Genomic DNA, 22,463 nt, shown 5'->3' with positions numbered 1-22,463 from the left:
CGGAGGGTGCAGCGCCTACAAAACTTCTGTCTCTCTTTCGAGGAAATTGATTGACGAGCCGGCATAGTACTAGCGACTCCGAAGGCGAAATACCACGCGACCGAATTTCGGGGCAATTTGTCGAGGCAGGGGGTCGCTTCGCCCATTACTGGCTAAAGGGCTCCTACGGGCCGACAGTACTTTCAGTGCGATCTTGTTATGCGAAAAAGCCACGGCACCTGGATCCCCGTCTGTAGAAGGACAATGTTCCACCAAGAAATGCTTGAACAATTTCAGAAATAACCGGCTATTCACAACCCTTCATAAGGAGACTCTGTGGTTGTCAAAGAAGAAACCAATGCTGTGATCGTCAAAGAAGACGCGATTGCAGAAAGCACGGCGGAGAAGATATGGCCGAGTGATGACGTCGTCAGCAAGCGATTTCCCATCTTCACGCGGGCGAATACAGGGGAAGTGTTCACCGTAGCCTCCAGTCCATTCACCTGGAGCCTCTTCGGCCGCGTGGACTACGAAGGCGGTTTCCGCGACGCCTTGGTACGCATGGGCACATTCGCCAAGGAGGAGTTCGGCCCCGAGAGGCCAGGGGAATCCGAGTGCGTGGCGTCGTTCGGTGGGTACATCTATATCAATGTATCGATCTCGCGTATTCTAGGCGTTCGTGCCCCGGGTATGTCGCCGGAGGCTATCGACCAGTCGTTTTTCGGTGAGCACCCCGATGTGCGTCCCTACCGTCCCCAACCAGAGGACGAAAATGAAGCACGTTCAGCTGCGATGGGTGCCTGGATGAATCAGATCCTGACGGCCCCGGACACAGATGTAGTGAATCTCCGCCATCGCTCAGACATAGACAAGATCATTGCGTCGCGGCCCGACCTGAGCAGGCTCTCCAACGCGGAGCTCTTTAACCGCACCAAGTGGCTCGCCGAGGAGTTGCGGCCCGTATTTGCCACGCACATGGTGAATCTTTACGGCGCCACGATCATCTCGGGTCTTATTTCTGGAGCCTGCAAGTCTGCTGGTCGTCCGGACCTCGAGCCGAAAATTATTTCGGGTTTCGGTGAAGTGGATTCCGCCCAGCAGTCCTTCGAGCTATGGTCACTGTCGCGTATCATCCGCTCGTCGGCAATATTGAGCGCAGAGTTCGACAAGGGCCTAGATGGTCTCTTCCAGCGCCTCCGCAACCTCACCGGCCCGGAGGCCGAGGAATTCTTTGCAGGTTGGGACTCTTTCATGGCGAACTGGGGTTTCATCGGTCCGAGCGTTTGGGAACTTCGTTCGGCAACCTATGCAACCGAGCCCAACATCGTGTTGCACATGCTCGACGGAGCCCGCAAGGTGCCAAACGAAGGATCACCCCAGGCACGCACCGCCTCATATAAAGGGGAACGTGAATCAGCGATCGCAACGATTACGAGCCTGCTGGAAGGCACAGATCTCCATGGTCCCTTCCAAGCCGCTGTGGCATCCGCGTCGATTATGTTGCCCGGCCGCGAAGGTTCCAAGGTGCAGTGCACCCGCCTTGTAGACGAGGCCCGCATTACGATGCGGGAACTCGGCAGCCGTTTCGTCTCGAGCGGGCAGCTGCAGGAATGGACCGACATCCTTCTGCTTCTCGACAGCGAATTGGATGACTTCCTGGCCGATCCATCACCTTGGAAAAACACAATAGCAGAACGTCGTTCGACCCTCTCTGAGCTTGAGAAGAAGACACCTCCCTTCATCATCGATGGCAAGTACCCCTCGATCGAAGACTTTGTCGCAGACCCCGACTCCGAAGTCGGCACTGCGACGACCGGGGAAACTTTGACCGGACTTGGAGTCTCACCAGGCACACACATTGGTTATGTGAAGGTGGTCGAATCGATCGAAGACGACGTGGACATAGAGCCGGGTGACGTCCTAGTGGCCAACACTACCGACTCCTCTTGGGGCGCTCTCTTTCTCAGCGCCGGGGCCATGATCGCACAAACAGGAGCCCCGGTCTCACACGCCGCCATCGTTTCCCGAGAGCTTGGCATCCCCGCTGCTGTCTCCGTGCCATACGCCACCCGCCGCCTCGTCACAGGTATGAAAGTGAGCGTCGACGGCAACACCGGTGTCGTCACGGTGCTCGAGTTACCGTAAATCGGCCGGTCATCACAGGCTTGTGCAGCACTCGTCGGACTATGCACTCCTTTAAGTCGCAGAGTGCTGCACAACAAACTCCCGCGATGAAGGGCGAACGACTGCCATCAACGGAGGTGCACCAATCTAATCAAGAGCAAACTGAGCAAATAAAAGCGAAACTTAACCGTGCGCAGATAAAAAATTCAAAGGCGTATCCTCTCTGATCGGAGCAAAAAAATGATCCTCGACAATGACGCTGAATTCCACGAGCCGCCCGTCGGCGAACCTTTGTGGGCAGAAACGAACTATTTCGGGTTTGAAATTCCGCAAGCTTCGGCTCACGTCGGTCTCTACTCGCTCTTTCGGCCGAACTTGGGCGTCGTCAACTCTGCAATCTTCGCAAATTCGCGAAAGGTGACGGCCGGCTGGGAAATCGACTACTGGGACCACCGCGCCTACCTACCGATGAAAAAGCAGCCCCTGACCAATTTCTCGCTTGACAACGGTCTCACGGTGGTCTGCCGTGAACCCAACCGAGTCTGGGACATTTCGTTCCACAACAACGTAGCGCTTGACGTCGAAGTGACCTTCGAGGCGCTCATGGCTCCGTTCGATATCCACGATCCGGAGATGAATCCCCGGGCAAAGCGCAAGGGGACCGATCTCTCCGCGGGTGAGCTATGGGCGGGTGGTCACTTCGACCTCACGGGCCAGGTCACCGGCGAAGTCACTCTCCACGGCTCACGGTATGACGTCGACTGGTTGTCGACGATGGATCACAGTTGGGGCGTGCGCAGCGAGTACCAGCCGGGGACAATGACGTGGCTGCAGGCGCACTTCTCTCGTGATCTCGCAATTCATGGCATGTTCCAGTTTGACCCCACCGTTCCGCTCGATCAGCCGCTCGACCTCGACCTGACCCATGGTTTCCTCATGCGGAACGGATCCGCGATCGGTTTCAAGAACGGCACGGGACGCACAGAACGGACCGGCCTTTATCAAGTACGCACCACCCTCGACCTGGTGGATGCCGAGGACAACGAATGGCACCTCGTCGGCGAGAGCATCACGCAGTTCCCGGCCGAGTACTGGCCTGGTTCAATGTCAATGATGGTCATGAAGAAATGGACCATGAACAATCAGACCGGTTACGGCACGAGTACAGACTTCTACGATTACTCGCACTTCACAAAACTCTTCCACCGCTGATCCGTCAAAGGAGACGCCGACACCAAGGTTGTTACCCGCCTAAACGGCCGACATTATCCGTCCAACCAACGCATGCCGGGCAGCGTGACCTACTGCTGCCCGGCATGCACTCTGACCCATAAACGATGTTGAGGACTTCTTCCTTACCCATCATTCGTACCTTCATCCCCCTGACGGTCCGGCAAGGGACCGTGGGGAGAACCCGAACGCGACGGTATGCGGCGTCCGGGATTCGGTGGACCCGGGCCAATCCTTGGCGAATCTCGCTGCCGGCTCGCGCCTGCCAGTGCATACACGATGGAGCTCGCACGCGGTCTCCAGCTCGGTAGACGAGGCGAGGAATCGACACGAAAAGTTCATGTCGGTGAGGGCGAGATCAGCTTCAGCCGGTTTCACCGCTGCTTCGCCGCCGCCTCTCGTCGCGGGATCGGCTGGCCTGCAGGTCAGCAAGCTCACGCCGTAATGCGGGGAAGTTCAGAGCCTGCCCGCACCCGGCCACATGCAAGTGCTGACGTTTCTAGTTGTCGGTCAGCACATCCTGCCCATGGGACATCGGCTAAGTTCTTCGATCTCGTCGATCGGACGTCCGGTATCCCGGCCAGCCACGTCCTCGCGACAAAATGATGAGAGCAGTCGGACTATACTCCCTGCGCCCGCAGCGACCAGCTCAGGTCGAACGCAGCAAGAATCCCCTGTCTTCTCCGTCAAACTTCATACCGGGCCTCTTCCTGATTTAGCCTCGGTGCGCTTAGACACCGCCACCAGACCCGGGGAGAGGCTTCACCGCTTAAGACACGGTCTGTTCAGTAAGGAGTTGGCCGTTTCATGGCGAGTGACAGTTTCAATTGCGCGCCAGCGGTCACTTTCATGGCCATCCATGGGCAGATTTTCATGCGCGGCAACATTTGTCGCTTCTGGAACCGAATTAAGCCCTATGTCGGTTCACTGAGGATCATCGGTGGCGCCGGCGGGAGCGAAACTGACTGCCGCGCCACAACGAGGGCGACGTATGGACTGAAACGCTTCGACTCTTCTGTTTCCGCCCTGGCCGTCACCGCATCTACGATGCGGTGACGGCGGACATCCCGGGCGGCAAGGTTCGCCACTCTGCTACGCCCCGCCCCGCGCACCGGCAAAGCGGCCTGATGCCTCCGGGCCCCAGAAACAGCAAAAATTTTCACTAGCTCAGGTCATTCTGGGTAAGGGAGCCAGTTGGTCCATCACTTGGGCCGCTGCGTCCGTGCAACGCTGTTCCCCCAGCGGGATAGGCATTCCATGTGCGGAGCTTCCAGTCTCCGCTGGCAGACCGCTCGACCAGCGCCCAACCCGTGTTGTGCAGTTCCATGTCGGCCGCGAAACTATCGGATACGTTTTGGCATCGCAGGCCCGTCCAGACGCGGATTGACGCCCCATGGCTGACGATCACGGGCAGCTCCTCGTCGCGCCTCATTACTCGGTCGACGACCTCGTCAAAACGATCGAAGAACTCGTGCCCGTTTTCGGCACCTGGCATGCGAGGAGTAAGGTCGCCTGCCGCCCAGCTCCATGCGATCTTCGCGTAGCGGGCCAAGGCGTTGCCTCCCGCTGCCATTTCCATGTCACCCGCGAGAATTTCGTGCACGCCATGCTCGACGGCGACGGGGAGCTGCCGGTCATCAGCAAGCGGTTGACTGGTCTGCTCCGTGCGCACCATGGACGACGCCGTGACACTGCTGACCGGATAACCTCTTAGCGCGCCGGGGACAGCTGCCGCCTGCTCGCGGCCAAGGTCAGTCAGGTCAGGTCCGGGGATTCGGCTGTCGAGCAGGCCGAGGACGTTGGAGGGAGTCTGAGCATGCCGAAGAAGCAGAAGTCGCTGAGTGGGCATGGGTCAGCGCCCCGGAGTAAGGATGGTCCTGATCACCGATCCGGACTGCTGCGCCTTCACGACTTCATTGATGTCATCAAGGCTCGCAGTCCCGCTGATCAAACGCTCGATGGGTAGGCGTCCGTTTCTCCAGAGCCCTACGAGCATGGGTAGGTCGCGGTGCATGCTGATTCCCCCGTGGAAGCTGCCGGTAAGCTTCTTGTCGTCGTGAAAGAGTTCGTAGGCCGGTATCTCCACCACCTGGTCGGGACGCCCGGCTCCCACAACTGTCACTTTGCCCCCTCGACGCACGGCATTCCATGCGGCGAGAACTGTTGGCGGATGACCGACTGCATCGATGACAATGTCCAGATCAGCGACCGATCCCGAGAATTCATCAAAGCTGGTTGCCTCGGTGGCTCCAAGGGTCAATGCGAATTCACGGCGTGCGGGCATCGGGTCGACTGCAACAATGCGGGCGGCGCCGGCGACCACCGACCCCATGATGGCGTTGAGTCCCACGGCGCCGCAGCCGATCACAGCGACATTGTCTCCTGGCTGGACTCGAGCACTTCGGAGGGCGGCTCCCACGCCGGTGGGCACCGCGCAGCCCATCATCGCAGCAACGTCGAATGGTACGTCACTGTCGATGCGAACTACCGCGTTGGCCGGCAGCACGGTCTGTTCTGCAAACGTGGAGGTCGCCATGCCCTGATGCACGTGCTGACCGCTGATGCTCAAGGGCGACGGCCGGAGGGATTCGTGGCCCGCACGCGCATCCGCCGATGAGCGGCGGTTGGCGCAGAGATAGTCGTCGCCTCGGCGGCACGCGGTGCAGCGGCCGCATGGGGGAACCCAGACGATTACCACGTGGTCGCCGACCGAGATATTCTCGACGCCCTCGCCGAGTTTGGTTACCACGCCCGCGCCTTCGTGTCCGAGCACCACAGGCGTGGGCTGCCCGAAGGACGTGGTCAGTGACAGATCTGATGCACAGATACCGCACGCGCGTACTTCTACTGACACCTGTCCGGCGGCGGGGGCGGAGATGTCAACGTTCCGGACATCGAAGGGGGTGCCTGCTTCCCACATGACTGCTGCTCTCATGTTGTCTGTCTCCTCTGGTTGTTCGTCTTTTCGGGGTCAGTCTTCAAGATGGATCGATGTGTAGGCGAGGTACTGCGCGAGGCCCTCTGGCCCGAATTCGGTACCGAGACCGCTTGCCTTGTGGCCACTGAACGGTGCTGAGGCGTTCGACCCGTAATGGTTGATCCCTACATTGCCCGTGTCGAGTCTGCCAGCGACGGTCCGGGCACGTTCGATGTCGGCTCCGAAGACCGTCGCAGCCAGGCCAAAGGGGGAGTCATTGGCTATGGCGACGGCCTCATCGATGTCTGAGTATGGAATCACAGCGAGAACTGGACCGAAGATTTCTTCCTGGGAGATGCGCATGTCGGAGGTCACGTTCCGGAAGACTGTCGGCTCCACATAGAACCCGCGGCCCAGCCCGGCGGGAACCCCACCCCCCACCACCGTCTTGGCACCTTCGGCACGCCCGATGTCAATGTACCGCAGCACTCGATCGCGCTGGCGTTCCGAGACGAGCGGGCCGAAGAACGTTGCCGGATCGGATGGGTCCCCGATCGGGGCTGATGATACGACGTCTGCCACGAGGTCGAGCAACTCGTCATGCCGGTGGGCAGGGACCAGCAGACGGGTGCACGCCTTACATGTCTGTCCCGTGTTGCGCATGGAAACGCGGAGGATGTTCGAGGCGAGCACGGACGGGTCTACGTCATCCAAAACGACGGCCGGGGACTTGCCTCCGAGTTCGAGGGTCACGGGGCGCAACAGTTGCCCGCATGCGGCACCGATAGCACGGCCGACGTCCGTCGAGCCTGTGAACGAAATCTTGTCAACGCCCGGGTGCTCAACCAGCGCCGAGCCGGCTTCGGTCGAACCGGTAACAAGGTTGATGACGCCAGGGGGAAACCCGGAAGCCTCCACTGCTTCCATGAGGAGGCGGGCTGCCATGGGAGTCTCCGGGGCCGGTTTCAGGACTACCGTGCAGCCGGCCAGCAGAGCCGGGCCCAGTTTGACGATGATGAGGCCCAACGGAAAATTCCACGGAGTGATAAGGCCTGCCACTCCCAAAGGACGCCTCTGTACGACTGATGCTCCCGGGGCCATCGGGTTGGAGCGAACATCAGCATCTGTAAGCAGGCTCACGAGGCCGGCAACATGACGGAGGTGCGCAGCTGCGTGCCCGGGAGCAGAACTGCTTTCAGCAATGGGTGTCCCATTCTCGGTCGTGATGAGTTCGCTTAGCGCTCCCGCGCGCGCCTCGATCTGGTCCGCCAATCGAAGAATCAGGTCCGCGCGCTCCCCCGGCGCTGTGCCGGCCCATGCCGGGAACGCCTCGCGTGCCGCGGTTACGGCGGCATCGATGTCATGCCGATCCCCATCTGGAACGGAAGCCCATCCCTCCCCGGTTGCCGGGTTCAAAACGACTGATCGGCGTGCGGAATGGGAGGCACGCCAGCGACCGCCGATATGCACGTCGTCGTGTTGGTCAATCATGAGCAACTACCCTTCTTGACAAGATGTTGTACGAATCACATAATACCTAAATAGTTGGTCCATTCCAATGGTCCTACCGATAATCAGATGTGTTTCACAGAATCCAGCGTTGGAGGCAACAATGCAGCAGCACAAGCTCATCGGCTCGGGCATCAAGGCATTTACGTCCGAGCAAGGTGCTACGGGCACTATCCGCTTCCTCGATTCCCCGGACGAAGTCCTGGAATTCGTCGAGGGCCCTGACGTTGAGTCCACAGTGATCATTTCCCGCGGGGGAACTACAACCTTCATGTCACCGGCGCTCATGGCAGGCGTCGCCGGCCTCATCACACTTCAAGGTGCGCCCGAAAGCCACTTGGGCATCCTCTCCCGCGAGTTCGGGATTCCGTGCGTGATGTCCACGACCTTCAGCGAAGGGATCTCCACCTCCCGGGGTGAAACCATCCCGGCGGACGGGACCCGGGTCCGGCTGGATATCGCCGGCGAAGAAGGCCAGGTCTTCCTGGTGGGTGCCGAAGTAGAGGCGAACTGATGTCGGAAACCATAGACGTTGAGAAATACCTCTCCGCATTCCTCGGCGAAGTGCCGCAAGGCATCGAAGGTGACAAGCAAATGCGCTCCCGTGTCGCCTTGCCGTTCATGGACACCACCGACGAGGATGTTAGACGGGACGACCTCAGCGCCGCTGAGGTCAATAGCTGGCTTGATTATGCGGCGTGGAACTTGTTTGACTTCATCCGCGGACGAGCGTCCGAAGGGGAGTCCGGACTCATCCCGCGCCAGGAGTATGAGACCATTTCGTTCGTCCAGCAATGGAACAACTACCCCCGGTTTATCCGGATGCTCACGGACGAGATCGGAGTGGACGGGCTTCTCGACTTGGCGAAGACCTCGAGCCGGGAGATCGGGACAAAGGTCAACGTCACTCGGAACTGGGCGGCTTCGGTGTGCCCCATCCTGGGGCGAGGCATCGGCATTGAGCTTGAGCAAGACACGCCCGATGCACGGCGTGAAGACTTGGACGCCATCATCCAGTTCGGGCGTCGGCTCCAGCACGGTACGTGGGGCGGCGGCAGCGGATTCGTGTCCGGGCGGCAGTACACCGTACCCACCCTCGCTCCGGATGTGCTGCAGACGCTGCTTGATCAGGTGAAGCCGCTGGAAGATCCCGAGGATCTTGCCGCCTTCCGCAAGTTCAACGCTAGGACCGAGCTCTTCGGCTTCATGCTGCACTACGACTGCCGCGCGGGCATGGCAGATACGGGACCGTACCCCTTGCCCGGCGGCCGGTTTGCCATCGTACGCGACCACTTCCTCAACGAGACCGCTTACCCGTGGGCCGGTGTGGCGGCCGGGTTGCCGTATGCAGTCACGCAGGTAATGGTCTTCTCGTCCGAAAAAGTATCGGCCACCGTCAACGAGATCCAGACGACCTTCACGCAACCCTCCAATTACCTCGACTATCTCGAGGGCGGGGTTGTCTTCGCCCGAGACAAGATCGACACGCCGATGAATGAAATCAGGATCCTGTCCAAGGAGGAGATGACGAGCATCTCCGACCATGCACAGCGCGGAACGCTCGAGATGTACAAGGTGCTTGCCAAGAAGTCGAAGGAAGAAAAGATCCGCGACGGGGTCATGGTCTACACCCGGGAGTTCCTCCTGCCCCACGCCTCGAAGGTGGGGATCTGGGGCAAGTTCCAGGAAGAGGGCTTCGACGCTATCCACCCCAATGCCACCGCGGCCTGGCCGGTCCTGACCAGTGAACGCGCCGCCGAGATCCTGACGCCCGTCCTGCTTTTCGGCAACGGGTTTCCCCATGTTGCGAATCCCGGCAAGTGACGAAGGAGTTTACTATGACAATCACCCAGCCTGACTCAGACATCGACCTGATGGACCTGGCCCCGTTCATCGACGGCACCGAAAACGATCTACTCGCACGACTCCGTGCGGCCGAGCCGCTGCACTGGAACACGGAGCCCAATGGTCCCGGGTTCTGGTCACTCACCCGCTACTCGGACATCGTCGAGGTGCTCAATGACCCGCTGACTTTCATCAACGGTGAGGGCACCCAAATCCTCAGCCGAAAGGTTGAGGGAGGGACAAGTACCGTCCACAACACCGACCCGCCCCGGCATGGCAAACTCCGCAAACTCGTCACACCGCATCTCCGAGCCGTCAAGATAACCGAATGGCACGACGTCATCGCGGAGACGGTCGACGAAATTCTCGACACCGTTGCCGCGCAGAACGAAATCGAACTCGTCAGCACGGTCTCCGCTCTCCTGCCGATTCGTGTGCTCGGCCAGGTGCTCGGTGTCCCCGTCGAGGACTGCGGCCTGCTTCTCGACTGGACCAACCGGGTGATCTCCGATGACCCCGAGTTTATGACCGGTCCGGACGAGAAAGAGCGGGCACGCGAGGAGCTCTTCGCCTACTTCCGCGACTTGACCGCGAAGCGCCGGGCCGAACCGCGCAACGACATCATCTCGAAGCTCGTGGCTGCGGAGATCGACGGCCAGCCGCTCAGCTGGGAAGACCTTGCCGCCTACTACTTCGTGCTGGTGGGTGCCGGCAATGAGACAACACGCAACCTGATCACCGGCGCCGTCCTTGCATTCGACCAGTTTCCCGAGCAGTGGGACGCACTCATGGCGGACCATTCGCTCATCAAACCTGCAATCGAGGAGCTCCTGCGGTTCGTCACCCCCATCCGGGCGATGCGCCGCACAGCGACCCGGGATGTCGACTGGCAGGGAACAACCATCCGCCAAGGCGACAAGGTGGTTCTCTGGTTCCAGGCCGCCAACCGAGACCCGGACGTATTCGAGGACCCCGACACGTTGCACATCGGTCGTGCACCGAACGACCACCTGGGATTCGGTTGGGGCATCCATGCCTGCATGGGCTCACACCTGGCCCGCGCCGAAGTAACCACGTTCCTCCAAAAAGTGTTGGAGCGCGGGATCCGATTCCGCCCCCTGGAAGAACCAGACCGGCTGCATACAAACCAATTCCACGCATTCAAACGGCTAAGGGTGGCTGTCGAAACATCATGACCACTACAAAGATGAACGGAGAAACGATGAAGGTCGTCGTCGACTGGGACCTGTGTGAGAGCCACGGACAATGCGAGTTCGCCGCACCCAATGTGTTCAGCATCAACGACAACGGAGACCTTGACGTCCTTGAGGGTCCGCTGCCCGAGAGTGAAGTCGGCCCCGTGGAGCAGGCCGTACGCCGATGCCCTGTGCAAGCCTTGAAGCTCAACGGCTGACCGAAACTGAGCGAACCGGCATAGCAGGCAACACTGATTATTCTGACAGTGGCATCCGCGCTCACCGGCTTGTCCTCGCCGCTTCAGCTCCGGTAATAAAAGGGGGCCAATGATGCCCCGGGGTCCCCGCGTCTCTCAAACGCCAAGCATCTCGATTCTCTCGCAGACGGGGCGACGGGTGGCGGCTTCACCAGAGGAGGGAACATCATCACCCAGGGCTAAGCGTCTGCCAAGATGCGGGCCGTCGGCATATTTATCCTTCCGCCACATTATTCCCGGCCTCCGTTGACCGTGGAGGCCGCTTGACCCGAAGATACACAGTTCATGGAGGTTCCGTGTCCACCAAAGTTGAAATTGACGAATACTGCATTCTGCACGCCCTGAAAGTGCGGGGCTTCGCCGATGCCGAGCAGCTGTCGGAGAGCATCGGCATACCGGCCGCCGACATTCATGGTTATCTGACAACTGCCGGCGAGGACGGGCTGGTCAAGCAGCGCTCCGGGCGAATCAACGGCTTCACACTGACGTCCTCGGGCAGGGAGAGACGCTCCCAACTCCGAGAATCAGCCGTAACCCCCGATCAAGTCTCAGCTCTAACCCCGATCTACGAAGAATTCCTCGCACCTAACCGGCAGTTCAAGAAGCTAACGACCGACTGGCAACTCCATGCAGACGGCGATATATCAGTGGTACTGCCACGTCTTGATGAAGTCCACTCACAGGTCTCCTCGATACTGGCCTCAGCCACCGCTGTCATAGACAGGTTCAAGTACTACCAGCCGCGATTCGACCGGTCATTGGCTGCCTTCCGCAACGGTGAGACCGGTGCTCTCACCCTTCCACTCTCAGGCTCATACCACGACATCTGGATGGAGCTTCACGAAGATCTGCTCACAACACTCGCCCGTGAGCGAACTGACGCCGATGAATGAGGGTAGCGACCTCTAGTGAAGGTAGATAGCAGCCCGGTCAGTTCAATATCCGCCCAATCGTGCGCGTAGATACGGCCTGATCCGCCACCCGGCCCTGAGCCACTGGTTGTCGACTTCCTTTCCTGACTGACGTGCCTGTTCTCCGCCAGGTTCTGGTGCAGGGGAAGGCAAAGGAATCGGCTCTCCCGCTCGCCGCGGAACCGGCCACCTCGGGCAGGGCCGGGAACCGGGTGTCAGCTTCATGGGCTTCCAATGCGGGGCGTGCACCAACTGGTGGACGCCCCGCACACCACTATCAGGCTGAAATATGACGCCGCTGTTACACTTCAGGTTTCTTGCTTGACGGCTGCAACCGCAGCTTTCCCTCTAGTACGAAACTCCGGTGGCCGAGGGCTTCGATGATCCCCGATAGCCGCCGGTATGCCCTCGCCTAGGAAATCATGGTTCAACGCTTTCGCCCAGCCAGCGTTCATGGAGGAGTTCAAGGTACGCGCGAACGGTATTCTCTGCTTTCTCCGGGTCACGGTGTCTAAGGGCATCAAGCAGACTCCCGCGAACCTCCCACATCACGTCCCCGGCAGTAGGACGACCTATGCGTAGCGAGACAGAGGCAGTCAGGTCGAGGAGCGGCTTGATCAGCAGGGCAAGAACGGGGTTTCGGGCGGCCGCAACAAGTTTTTCCTCGAACTCCAGGTGCGCCTTCAGCCTGGCCGGCCAGTTCCCCTCCTTCGCCGGGTCCTTGGCCTTTTCAACCAACGCTTCAAGCTCGGCGATCTCCTCGTCCGTGACTTCCTCGGCCGCGCGGCGGGCAATGAACGTCTCCATCGCGATGCGGGCTTCCATTAGATCGGCAATGGAAAAGTTGGCCAGAGAGAGCCCGTCCGAAAGCCCCTGGGCCAATGCCTCCTCGTTCGAGGAGGCAATGAACGCCCCTCCTGTCGCGCCCTTTTTCAGGGTAACCAGTCCCGCGATCTCCAACATGCGGATCGCTTCGCGGACGGTATTCCTGCTGACTCCCAGCTGGACGGCGAAATCCCTTTCGCTCGGCAGCTTTTGCCCGGGCTTCAGATCCCCCGACTTCAACTGACCCCGCACCTGGTCGATGATGTCGTCAAAGGCCCGGCGGGTCTGAGCCGGGGTGAAGGTTACTGATGCCTCCGTCATGTGGCTGTTCCTTTCCCTGGCGCATTTTCTTTGACTGCGCGGAAGTGGCTATCGGCCGATCCCTTAACTGCTAAGTGCTGGTGGCCCCACGTCCCTGAGGTGATGGATTCACGCTTGAACGTTAGGAGCGGCCGATTGCACCGACAGCCCGTAGAGAGCGGTTGCGCTGTTCAGGTTTTCCCCTGATGCTATCAATGGCCGGACCTTTTGGTCCACGGCCATGGATGCGGGTGGCAGAGGAAACAATAGATGGACTCAGAGCGCGGTGAGGCCGCCTCACCCACGGTTTTATCTGAATCGAGCAGGGAATGACGTGAACAGTGGCGTCATGAGGTCCCATCCATGGCTTCACCCAGCCACCGTTCGTGCAGCAGTTCAAGGTACGTATGTACAGTCCGCTCAGCCGCTTCCGGGTCCCTGTACTGCAGTTCGTCCAATAGACAGCGCCTGACTTCCCAGATAACGTCCCCGGCAGTGGGTCCGATACGAAGAGAAACGTTTGTAGTCAGGTCGAGGAGCGGCTTGATCAGCAGGGCAAGAACGGGGTTTCGGGCGGCCGCAACAAGTTTTTCCTCGAACTCCAGGTGCGCCTTCAGCCTGGCCGGCCAGTTCCCCTCCTTCGCCGGGTCCTTGGCCTTTTCAACCAACGCTTCAAGCTCGGCGATCTCCTCGTCCGTGACTTCCTCGGCCGCGCGGCGGGCAATGAACGTCTCCATCGCGATGCGGGCTTCCATTAGATCGGCAATGGAAAAGTTGGCCAGAGAGAGCCCGTCCGAAAGCCCCTGGGCCAATGCCTCCTCGTTCGAGGAGGCAATGAACGCCCCTCCTGTCGTGCCCTTTTTCAGGGTAACCAGTCCCGCGATCTCCAACATGCGGATCGCTTCGCGGACGGTATTCCTGCTGACTCCCAACTGGACGGCGAAATCCCTTTCGCTCGGCAGCTTTTGCCCGGGCTTCAGATCCCCCGACTTCAACTGACCCCGCACCTGGTCGATGATGTCGTCAAAGGCCCGGCGGGTCTGAGCCGGGGTGAAGGTTACTGATGCCTCCGTCATGTGGCTGTTCCTTCCATGGCCCCCGCCATCTGTCTTATTCCTTCTTCCTTTGTGGGCTTCAACTTGACGGCCCTATCTGTGAGTCCCATCATATCAATGGATGGACCATTTTGTTGGTCCGATGCACTGGCTGAGGAGATTGGCGGAAAAATGGACCAGCAAAGCCCGGTTATTGAATGCGACGTCTTGGTGATAGGTTCCGGCGCGGCGGGACTGGCGGCCGCGCTGAAGGCGGCAAGCCAAGGTCTGAGCGTGATCGTTGCGGAGAAGGAACAGTATTTCGGCGGCACCACGGCCATTTCCGCCGGCTGGGCGTGGATCCCCGGAAACAAGCAGGGGCTAGCACATGGCGACACCCGTGAGGAAGTTGAAACCTACCTTCGCAACCTCGCGCCAACTACGTACAACACCGAGGGTGTCGCCCGGTTTCTGGACAGCGTCGCGGAAGCCATCGCCTTCTTTGAGAATGAGACGGACGTCGAGTTCATCTACCCGGAGAAGGCGCCGGACTACCAGATGGACCTGCCCGGCGCTCGGCTCTCCGGCCGCGCGGTCATCCCGAAAGACGTTGACGCCCGGATCTTGGGTGACAAGCGGCTGACCATCCAGCCTTATATGAGCTCCTACACCGTCTTCGGGTACATGCCTCAAGTGGGCGCGGACATCAACGAGTTCTTCCGTGTCAACCAGTCGCTGAAGTCCTTTGTGTATGTAGCGCGCAAGCTGCTGCGCACCTGGTTTGACGCCGCACGTTACCGCCGCCCGGTGCTGCGCTCCAATGGCAACGCGCTGATCATCCGGATGGTCAAGAGCGCATACGACGCGGGGGTGCGCATGTGGCGTTCCTCTCCGGTTCTGGAGCTGACCCGCGACGACGACGGACGCGTCTCCGGCGCGGTCCTCGGCGGTGAACACGCGGGCACAGTCCGCGCCCGGCTTGGAGTCATCCTTGCCGCAGGCGGATTCTCCGGAAACAAAGAGCTGCGCCGCCGGTACTTCCCCCACGACCGCGCCGGCGACGACCACTTCACACCCACCGTCGGCCATGGTGGCGATGCTGCGAACCTGGCGGTGTCCGCTGGCGGGTACATTGACGATTCGGTTTTCAGTGTCGGCTCCTGGGCCCCGGTCACGGTCTTCAAATACCTGCGTACCGGTACAGAGCGCCTCTTCCCGCACCTGCGCGCCATCGGCCTGCCGGGCCTGATCGCAGTGGATCGTCGCGGCCGCCGCTTTGGTAACGAGGCGCTGAGCTACCACGACTTCGGCGGGCGGATGATCGAGCACAACACCGGTGAGGACAAAACCTTCGGCTACGTCATCGGGGACGCGAAGACCATGCACAAATACGGCATCGGCTACGCCAAACCGTGGCCGATGCCTCGCGGCTACTTCTACAAGACCGGCTACCTGGTCAAGGCGGACACCCTCGATGAACTCGCAGCCAAACTGGACATCGACGCCGAAGGGCTCAAGCAGACAGTGGCCGAGTTCAACCCGGGCGCCGAGCGCGGGGAGGACCCGGCCTTCGGCCGCGGCTCCACGCCCTACAACCACTTCCGCGGGGATTTGGCGCACAAACCCAATCCCAACCTCGCCCCCGTCGGGAAGGGCCCCTACTATGCAGCCAAGATCCAGATGGGCGATCTCGGCACCTTCGCCGGGATCGCCGTTAACGAAAACAACGAAGTCATCACGCCCGAGGGCGCTCCAATCCCCGGCCTGCTCGCCGCAGGCGCCGCAGCTGTCTCCGTCTTCGGCGGCGGCTACCCCGGCTACGGCTCCCACATCGGCCCCGCCCTCATCTTCGGATACCGCGCCGGCCGCGACATCGCCAAACTCGCCACCAAAGACGGGACGGAACGAAGCCCGGCCTCCTAAACGCCGCCGAGGCAAGGGGCGGCAGCACCGATGTGCGGCTCCGTTAAGACGTGATGGTTGACACACAGGCCAGCGGCCACCACAATATCAATGGATGGACCATTGACGAGTAAAAGATGTTGCTCTGCTAACTAGAAAGTTACTTTGCCGAGCAGGGACCTCCCAGAAAGCAGGACTAATGAAAAGTAAGGCGTTCAAGGCCGCTGCTGCCGCTGTCGTTCTGTTGTCGCTGGCAGCGTGCGGCGAAGGCTCCGTCTCCGGAGCCAACGGCCTAGAGGCAGATGAATCCGGGCTGACCACTCTCAAGATCGGTTTTGTCCCGGCGGCCTCGGCCGGGGCACTGCAGCTGGGCATGGAGAAGGGGATCTTCGAAAAGCACGGATTCAAGTTGGAATTAACGCAGGGCACGGGCGGCGCGGCATTGCTGCCAGCAGTCACCGCGGGGTCCCTTGATGTGGCCCTCGGCCACCCGATTTCGGTCCTCACGGCCCAGGACAAGGGGCTGGGGATGAAGATCGTGGCCGGGTACGGGTATTCACCCGAGGACCGCCCGGACAGCAACGGCGTCGTAGCCCTGCAGGGATCGGGCATCGAAACGCCACTGGATCTGGCGGGTAAGACAGTCTCGGTGAATACCATTAACGGGCCGGGTGACCTGACCATCAAGGAAACGATCTCCAAGAAGGGCGGAAATCCGGACGATACCAAGTTCACCGAGATGCCCTTCCAGGACGCCCAAGCGCAGCTGGAGCGCGGCAACGCTGATGCGATCTGGCTTTCCGAACCGTTCCTTACCAACGCCATTAACGCGGGGCACCATCTGGTCACCTCGCCTTACGCAGAGGCAGTACCCCAGCAAAGTACCCAGCTGGTGTTCACCTCTGAGAAGTGGGCCGCAGAGAACGCGGATGTCATCGAAAAGCTTCGGCCGGCTTTGGACGAGGTTCTGGACTACGCGACCGAGAACGAAGAAGAGCTTCGGGAAGTCCTGCCCGATTTCATCAAGATGGACAAGGCCACGGCGGACAAGGTGATTATCGAAGATTTGGACTCCGAAGTACGCACGGATCCGCTCCAGCGGTTCGCCGACCTGATGGCCAAGTACGGCTACACGGAATCCACCGTCAACGTCTCCCAGATGGTCGCCGGCTAGCGGCTGCCGCCCCTTACGAAAATCTCCACGAGCACGAGGAGGCTCCAACAATGACAATTGTCGCCCAAAAGGCATGGACCGAGCACGAATACACCACCGACTACGACATCTCATCGGCCGCCTTCTGGTCGCAGACGTTCAAAGAACGCGAAGCGACCTTCGCGAAGCTGCGCAAGGAAGCGCCCGTGAGCTTCCACCGTCCCACAGAAATCCCCATGGAACATGAGGAAAAGGGATTCTGGGCCATTACAAAGGCCGACGACCTAGCCGACGCGGCGCGGATGAACGATGTGTTCCTTTCCGGCTACGGCCTGCACGTGGACCCCTACCCCTGGGACGGATCGGCGTCAAGCTTCTTCCACACCCAGGACGGTGCCCTCCACCAGCAGAACCGGGCCCTCGTCAGCGCAGCCTTCACACCTAAACAGGTCGGGCGTCTCGTCGATGACATCCACGGCGCCGCTGCGGCGATTGTTGACGACCTTGCCGGTGCTGGTGACGTCGACTTTGTGACTGCCTGTGCCGAGCGGCTGCCTGCCATCACCGGCGCACGCCTGATGGGCGTACCGGATTCAGAGGTAGAGCAGTTCATCTCGGCCGCCGGCGCGCTCATCGGCAAGGCGGACCCCGAATACGGCGACCCGGAAAATCCCCTCAAGGCGTTCAAGGCCGCACGCGCCTACATGTTCGACCTTGGACGAAGCCTGGCTGCCCACCGCAGGAAGAACCCCGGCGACGACCTGGTCACCAACCTGGTCCGGGCCGAACAGAATGGCCACCAGCTGTCGGATGATGACATCGGGGGTTTCGCCTACCTCATGGCTATCGCGTCAAACGACACGACGAAGCAGACCACGACCCTCACCATGATGGCTCTCGACGCGAATCCGGATCAGAAGCGCTGGCTAATGGAGGACTTTGACGGCAGGATCGCCACGGCGACGAACGAATTCCTGCGCTACGCAAGCCCGGTGATCCACCATGCCCGCACCGCTGCCCGGGACGTGGAGTTCAAGGGCCATCAGATCGCCCGGGGCGACAAATTGGCTCTGTTCTACTGCTCTGCCAACCGTGACGAAGAACGGTTCACGGATCCGATGAAGTTCGACCTCTCCCGCACGCCGAATCCGCATGTTTCGTTCGGCGGCGGCGGCGTTCACTTCTGCCTCGGCAACCGTTTCGCCACCACCATGCTGCAGGCGATTTTCGGCCAGTTGCTGAGCCGCACCGAAATCACTGTTACCGGTCAGCCGGAGTATCTGGTCAGCAACCTCATCCACGGCGTGCGGCACCTGCCGGTCCATATTGCCGCCGCCTAACCCGGTACCTCTACAAAGCAGAAGGAAAGAAACATGAAGATCGAAGTCGACAGGGTCAAGTGTGTCGGACTCGGCCTATGCGAGGCCGCATCACCGGACCACTTCGAGGTCGGGGACGACGGTAAGCTCGTTTTGCTCTCCGAGACAGTCACCGACGACCAGCGCGTAACGGTCGAAGAAGCCGTCCGCTCCTGCCCCACAGCAGCACTGAGGATCCTGTCATGAGCGCCGCGCTCGGCAGTGCCGACCGTTTGGTGATCGTTGGAGCTTCCCTCGCGGGACTGCGGGCGGCTGAATCCGCCAGGGCCAAGGGATTCACCGGCGAGATCCTGATCGTCGGCGACGAGAAGGAACTGCCCTACGACCGCCCACCGCTGTCCAAGCAGTGCCTGGTGGATGCCGCACCCATCCCCTACCTGCGCGAAGACAGCGCCTACACGGACCTCCAGGTGACCTTCATGCTGGGGAAGCCGGCCTCAGCACTGAACCCTGCGGAAAAAACCATCACCGTAGGAGAACGGCCCGTGCGGTACGACGCGCTGATCATTGCCACCGGTGCCCGCCCGCGCCAACTCCCGGATCTTCCGGACGCCGCAGGTATCGTCACCCTGCGCAATTTCGACGACGTCGCCCGGCTGCGCCAGGCAGTTGACTCAGGATCCCGCATCACCATCGTCGGCGCCGGCATCATCGGCGCCGAGATCGCCTCCGCGGCCCGTAGCCGCGGTTGCCCGGTCACCATCATCGAAGCCACCGAGCACCCGCTGGAACGAGCCCTGGGCCGCCGCATGGGTGTCCTGCTGTCCGATATGCACCGCAGGAACGGCACCGATCTGCGCTGCGGCGTCACGCTCACGGAGGTCAGGACCCAAGCGAACAAGGTCACCGGTGTTCTGCTCAGTGACGGCAGCGAAATCACCACGGACCTGCTGCTCGTTTCCATCGGTGTCGTGCCCAACACGTCCTGGCTCCAGGAATCCGGCATCGAACTGGCCCCCGACGGAAGCATCGCCTGCAACGAACACCTGCAGACGTCCCTGGAGAACGTGTACGCCGCCGGCGACGTGGTCAGCTGGCCCAACGCGCTTACCGGACGCAACGGGCGGCTGGAGACCTGGACGAGCGCCAACGAGCAAGGCGCGCTGGCCGGAGCCAACGCCGTCGGCGGCGACGATGACCAGGAGCCGTACGCGACCGTCCCCTACTTCTGGAGCGACTGGTACGGCAACAGGATCCAATTCGCCGGCACAGCAACCGATGCGGAGCCCGAAGTCGTTCATGGTGCAACGGAAGAGGACAAATTCGTTGTCCTGTACCGCAACGGTGACGCAGCGGTCGGGGTACTGGCCGTCAACGAGCCGTCGAAAATCATGAAGGACAGACGGAAGATCCGCAATGGGGCCAGCTGGCAGGAAATGATTGAGCACTACCGCGGACTCGGCGCGGAAGCGGCCAAGGCCGCCAAGCAGGCCGTCCCCGTAGCCTAGGAGGCAAACATGGCCGGCGAAGGTCACGGAGCACCACATAACGAACTCACGTGGAACATTAAGCAATCGTTCCGCGAGTACGTCCGGTCACTGCCGGACGGGACGGAAACCTGGATCGGAGACGCAGGGCGAATGGAACCGGAGACCCTCGTCTTCGACTTCGACGGAGCCGAAACAGACGATGCCGGCACCCGAATCCTCCGCTTCCGCGGGGCGGTACGTTTCCAGGGATACAGAGGTGCCCTGCGCGTCGACATTTCCGATCCTTGGATGGAGGAAACGGCCGCGGGGACAGTCATCACAGTCGACACCGCCCCTTCCGGGACCGGTCCGCGAAGGATCCCGATTGCGACCCTTCACCGGACAACCTCTGACGACGGCCCAGGCCCAGTCCTGGCTCACACACAGCTGACCCTGCAGGGCTCTGCACTGCTGGGCTCCGTCTACCCGCCGGGCGCGGAAGCGGACCCGCTCACTTACGGGACGGCCGGCCTTCCGGCCCAGTAACAATCAGCGTCTGATCTACTCTTTTTCGCCACGCTGAGGAGCAGCCGCCGTACCGGTCCCCATCGGTACGGCGGCTGCTCTCGTCTCCGCGAATTGAACCGTATGACGCCCTCCGGAGCCTCGAAGGTCTACCGGCCAGATACTCATCCGGCCCGGAGCCTGAGTCAGTTCTCTGACGATTCTTCGGCCAGTACCCTCGCGGTAAGAGCGGAAAGAATAGTACCCTTCCGGCGGCGAGAAGGTCACGCAGAGGAGTGTCCCCCGTGGTCGGTTGACCAATTTAGACGGTTCCGGATATTTGGGTGCGGGTCGAGCATCCCGTAACTGGTGTCAGGCGCGGCTGGCGTCGGCGTCATGCTTCCGGTTTCCGCTCTTGATAGACCAGAGACCGGGCTCGCGCGGCGTCCCGGCACTATTCGGATCGTCAGGCTGGGAAGCTCATGCGGCACGCTGCTCCCCGGAACCAGACCGTGCATCTCGCAATCCGTCGTCCGGGGAACAGCGCGGCCGCGGCGGGCAGTCGTCTTGCTACTGGCTCCCGGCCGGCTCCAAAGCCCGCGCGGCGTACGAGACAAGGTCGGTGTAGCGCACCGCCACGATTTCGACCCGTTCCCCGACTCGTGGAGCGCTTTCACCGACATACCTCGTGGCCATCCGAATGTTCTCGTCCAGGTCGACGATGCACACCTGGTACGGCAGCTCGTCCACGAAAGCCGTCGGTGCCGCGTGGATGGTCGTGTGGGAATAAAGTGTCCCCCGCCCGCTCAGCTCGATCCAGTCAACCTCCTCCTCCCAGTCCTGCGGGGAGATGGGTTTGGGTGGGAAGGCAGCCTGCCCGCTGCGCCGGCCAGCGGTTGTGAGGAGGCGGCCCTCGCGCAGTCCGTCCCAAAATGTCCGGGTAAATTCAGTAATGCGGGGAGGGTACGGGTGCGGACGATCGACGTCGATGGTCTGAATCACTGGTGAACTCCTTCAAGGATGTGTACGAGAGCGGCGTTATAGTTGCCCAGCTCCGCGCTCGTCAGGCCCAGCTCCGCTCCCTGGACTTGACGTTCTCCGGCCAAGCCAAGCAGCTGCTCGTAGATCTCAACGAAACTGTAGAGCGGCGTGACGTATGCCGGGTGGCCCCGCGAGGTGAGCCCGCCCGATGTGGAAATCGGCATATCCCCACCCAATGCCGTCCTGCCCTCAGAGGCCCACCGGGCTCCTTTGCCCACCGGGGCTAGTCCCAGAGCCTCGGATGCCAGGACTTCGACAATCGTGCACGGTGCGTACACTTCTGCGACGTCGATGTCCGCGGCCGTCACACCGGCCGCCTCGTAGGCCTGGCGGGATGCTCCTCGGACGGAGGCGAAGGCCGTCATATCGTTTGGGATCTCGCTGATCTGATGCGCGCCCTCGTGGAAGAAGCCGCGCCCGCGCACCCTGACATACGGTTTGCCCAGACTCTTCGCATACTCCTCATCCGCGAGGACGAGGACCACGGCTCCGTCGCTGCGCGGCGGGACCTCGTACAGGCCGAGGGGCTCGACGATCGGGCGCTGTTCGAGCACCTCCTCGAGGGTAATCGGCTTCCGAAACTGGGCCAAGGGGTTCAACGAGGCGTGCCTCCTGTTCTTAACCGCCACAGAGGCGATCTCCTCCCGGGACGAGCCGTGTTCGTGGATGTACCGGTTGGCGTCCATCGCATACCACGCGATGGGCGTGATGCCGAAGCTCGATTGGAAGTCCACGTCGCCGGTGGCCCGCATTGAACTCATCATGTGGTCCTGGGCGCGGGCAGCAGTCTCGAAGTTGATGCCGAGCGCCAAGGAGACCCGTGCCCGGCCGAGGAGGATGTCATTCGCCGCGTTCTCGAAGGCCCACCCGCCGGTCATTCCGTTGCCCAGGACCTCGGAGACCGTTCCGTGGCATGGCAACCGAAGGTAGTTTGCCATGAAGGTGGCG

General features: G+C 61.1%; 21 protein-coding genes. 14 read left to right on the top strand and 7 right to left on the bottom strand.

Annotated features, from left to right (window positions below):
• Positions 1-315 precede the first annotated feature (315 nt).
• The 3 genes from AC5RV2_RS01110 (at position 316) to AC5RV2_RS01100 (ending at position 4,389) form a co-directional block, all read left to right on the top strand.
• Positions 316-2,124 (top strand): PEP-utilizing enzyme, encoded by a 1,809-nt coding sequence (locus AC5RV2_RS01110; protein ID WP_494090781.1) that lies wholly within the window; start codon positions 316-318, stop codon positions 2,122-2,124.
• A gap of 219 nt (positions 2,125-2,343) precedes the next feature.
• Positions 2,344-3,315 (top strand): DUF7064 domain-containing protein, encoded by a 972-nt coding sequence (locus AC5RV2_RS01105; protein WP_494090780.1) that lies wholly within the window; start codon positions 2,344-2,346, stop codon positions 3,313-3,315.
• Between the two features lie 825 nt (positions 3,316-4,140).
• Positions 4,141-4,389 carry a hypothetical protein gene (locus tag AC5RV2_RS01100; protein WP_494090779.1) on the top strand — a complete coding sequence of 83 codons (249 nt, stop codon included), beginning with the start codon at positions 4,141-4,143 and terminating at the stop codon, positions 4,387-4,389.
• A gap of 106 nt (positions 4,390-4,495) precedes the next feature.
• On the opposite strand, the gene AC5RV2_RS01095 is transcribed toward AC5RV2_RS01100, so the two are convergent.
• Genes AC5RV2_RS01095 through AC5RV2_RS01085 form a run of 3 tightly spaced genes read right to left on the bottom strand, consistent with a single transcriptional unit; the run spans position 4,496 to position 7,741 of the window.
• Positions 4,496-5,182, bottom strand: coding sequence for a histidine phosphatase family protein (locus tag AC5RV2_RS01095; RefSeq protein ID WP_494090778.1), 687 nt, complete (start codon positions 5,180-5,182; stop codon positions 4,496-4,498).
• A gap of 3 nt (positions 5,183-5,185) precedes the next feature.
• On the bottom strand, positions 5,186-6,268 hold the full coding sequence (locus AC5RV2_RS01090; RefSeq protein ID WP_494090777.1) for an alcohol dehydrogenase catalytic domain-containing protein: 1,083 nt from the start codon (positions 6,266-6,268) through the stop codon (positions 5,186-5,188).
• Positions 6,269-6,304: 36 nt separating this feature from the next.
• Positions 6,305-7,741, bottom strand: coding sequence for an aldehyde dehydrogenase (locus AC5RV2_RS01085; RefSeq protein WP_494090776.1), 1,437 nt, complete (start codon positions 7,739-7,741; stop codon positions 6,305-6,307).
• 121 nt (positions 7,742-7,862) lie between these two features.
• Between AC5RV2_RS01085 and AC5RV2_RS01080 the strand changes: the two genes are divergently transcribed.
• The 5 genes from AC5RV2_RS01080 (at position 7,863) to AC5RV2_RS01060 (ending at position 11,950) form a co-directional block, all read left to right on the top strand.
• Complete coding sequence (locus AC5RV2_RS01080) at positions 7,863-8,273, top strand: PEP-utilizing enzyme (protein ID WP_494090775.1); 411 nt, start codon at positions 7,863-7,865, stop codon at positions 8,271-8,273.
• Entirely contained in the window at positions 8,273-9,583 is a 1,311-nt protein-coding gene (locus AC5RV2_RS01075; RefSeq protein WP_494090774.1) for a hypothetical protein, read from the top strand. The genes AC5RV2_RS01080 and AC5RV2_RS01075 overlap by 1 nt, the downstream gene beginning before the upstream one ends.
• Positions 9,584-9,597: 14 nt before the next feature.
• Positions 9,598-10,800, top strand: a complete 1,203-nt coding sequence (locus AC5RV2_RS01070) for a cytochrome P450 (protein WP_494090773.1) — start codon at positions 9,598-9,600, stop codon at positions 10,798-10,800.
• Entirely contained in the window at positions 10,797-11,018 is a 222-nt protein-coding gene (locus AC5RV2_RS01065; protein ID WP_494090772.1) for a ferredoxin, read from the top strand. The genes AC5RV2_RS01070 and AC5RV2_RS01065 overlap by 4 nt, the downstream gene beginning before the upstream one ends.
• Positions 11,019-11,353: 335 nt before the next feature.
• Positions 11,354-11,950: a hypothetical protein gene (locus AC5RV2_RS01060; RefSeq protein ID WP_494090771.1), complete on the top strand. Its 597-nt coding sequence runs from the start codon at positions 11,354-11,356 to the stop codon at positions 11,948-11,950.
• Between the two features lie 438 nt (positions 11,951-12,388).
• Here AC5RV2_RS01060 and AC5RV2_RS01055 read toward each other — a convergent pair whose 3' ends face one another.
• Positions 12,389-13,114, bottom strand: coding sequence for a FadR/GntR family transcriptional regulator (locus AC5RV2_RS01055; protein ID WP_494090770.1), 726 nt, complete (start codon positions 13,112-13,114; stop codon positions 12,389-12,391).
• 326 nt (positions 13,115-13,440) lie between these two features.
• Complete coding sequence (locus AC5RV2_RS01050; RefSeq protein ID WP_494090769.1) at positions 13,441-14,169, bottom strand: FadR/GntR family transcriptional regulator; 729 nt, start codon at positions 14,167-14,169, stop codon at positions 13,441-13,443.
• Positions 14,170-14,319: 150 nt separating this feature from the next.
• Between AC5RV2_RS01050 and chcC2 the strand changes: the two genes are divergently transcribed.
• The 6 genes from chcC2 (at position 14,320) to AC5RV2_RS01020 (ending at position 20,516) form a co-directional block, all read left to right on the top strand.
• Complete coding sequence (chcC2, locus tag AC5RV2_RS01045; RefSeq protein ID WP_494090768.1) at positions 14,320-16,050, top strand: 4-oxocyclohex-2-ene-1-carboxylate 5-dehydrogenase; 1,731 nt, start codon at positions 14,320-14,322, stop codon at positions 16,048-16,050.
• Positions 16,051-16,228: 178 nt separating this feature from the next.
• Positions 16,229-17,203: an ABC transporter substrate-binding protein gene (locus AC5RV2_RS01040; protein ID WP_494090767.1), complete on the top strand. Its 975-nt coding sequence runs from the start codon at positions 16,229-16,231 to the stop codon at positions 17,201-17,203.
• A 50-nt stretch (positions 17,204-17,253) separates the two neighbouring features.
• Positions 17,254-18,522: a cytochrome P450 gene (locus tag AC5RV2_RS01035; protein WP_494090766.1), complete on the top strand. Its 1,269-nt coding sequence runs from the start codon at positions 17,254-17,256 to the stop codon at positions 18,520-18,522.
• Positions 18,523-18,555: 33 nt separating this feature from the next.
• Positions 18,556-18,747: a ferredoxin gene (locus tag AC5RV2_RS01030; protein ID WP_494090765.1), complete on the top strand. Its 192-nt coding sequence runs from the start codon at positions 18,556-18,558 to the stop codon at positions 18,745-18,747.
• The gene (locus AC5RV2_RS01025) at positions 18,744-20,009 is read left to right on the top strand and encodes an NAD(P)/FAD-dependent oxidoreductase (RefSeq protein ID WP_494090764.1); all 1,266 of its coding nucleotides are present in this window, start codon (positions 18,744-18,746) and stop codon (positions 20,007-20,009) included. The genes AC5RV2_RS01030 and AC5RV2_RS01025 overlap by 4 nt, the downstream gene beginning before the upstream one ends.
• A gap of 9 nt (positions 20,010-20,018) precedes the next feature.
• Positions 20,019-20,516 carry an HtaA domain-containing protein gene (locus tag AC5RV2_RS01020; protein WP_494090763.1) on the top strand — a complete coding sequence of 166 codons (498 nt, stop codon included), beginning with the start codon at positions 20,019-20,021 and terminating at the stop codon, positions 20,514-20,516.
• Positions 20,517-21,044: 528 nt separating this feature from the next.
• Here the strand turns inward: AC5RV2_RS01020 and AC5RV2_RS01015 are convergent.
• Together AC5RV2_RS01015 and AC5RV2_RS01010 are read right to left on the bottom strand one after the other, a co-directional pair.
• The gene (locus tag AC5RV2_RS01015) at positions 21,045-21,476 is read right to left on the bottom strand and encodes a Zn-ribbon domain-containing OB-fold protein (RefSeq protein ID WP_494090762.1); all 432 of its coding nucleotides are present in this window, start codon (positions 21,474-21,476) and stop codon (positions 21,045-21,047) included.
• Positions 21,473-22,463: thiolase family protein (locus tag AC5RV2_RS01010; protein WP_494090761.1), on the bottom strand; the 991-nt coding region annotated here is incomplete at its 5' end. The genes AC5RV2_RS01010 and AC5RV2_RS01015, both read right to left, overlap by 4 nt.

The organism is Arthrobacter sp. Y3225116, from assembly GCF_059091245.1.
This window is presented reverse-complemented; position numbering and strand designations above follow the sequence as displayed.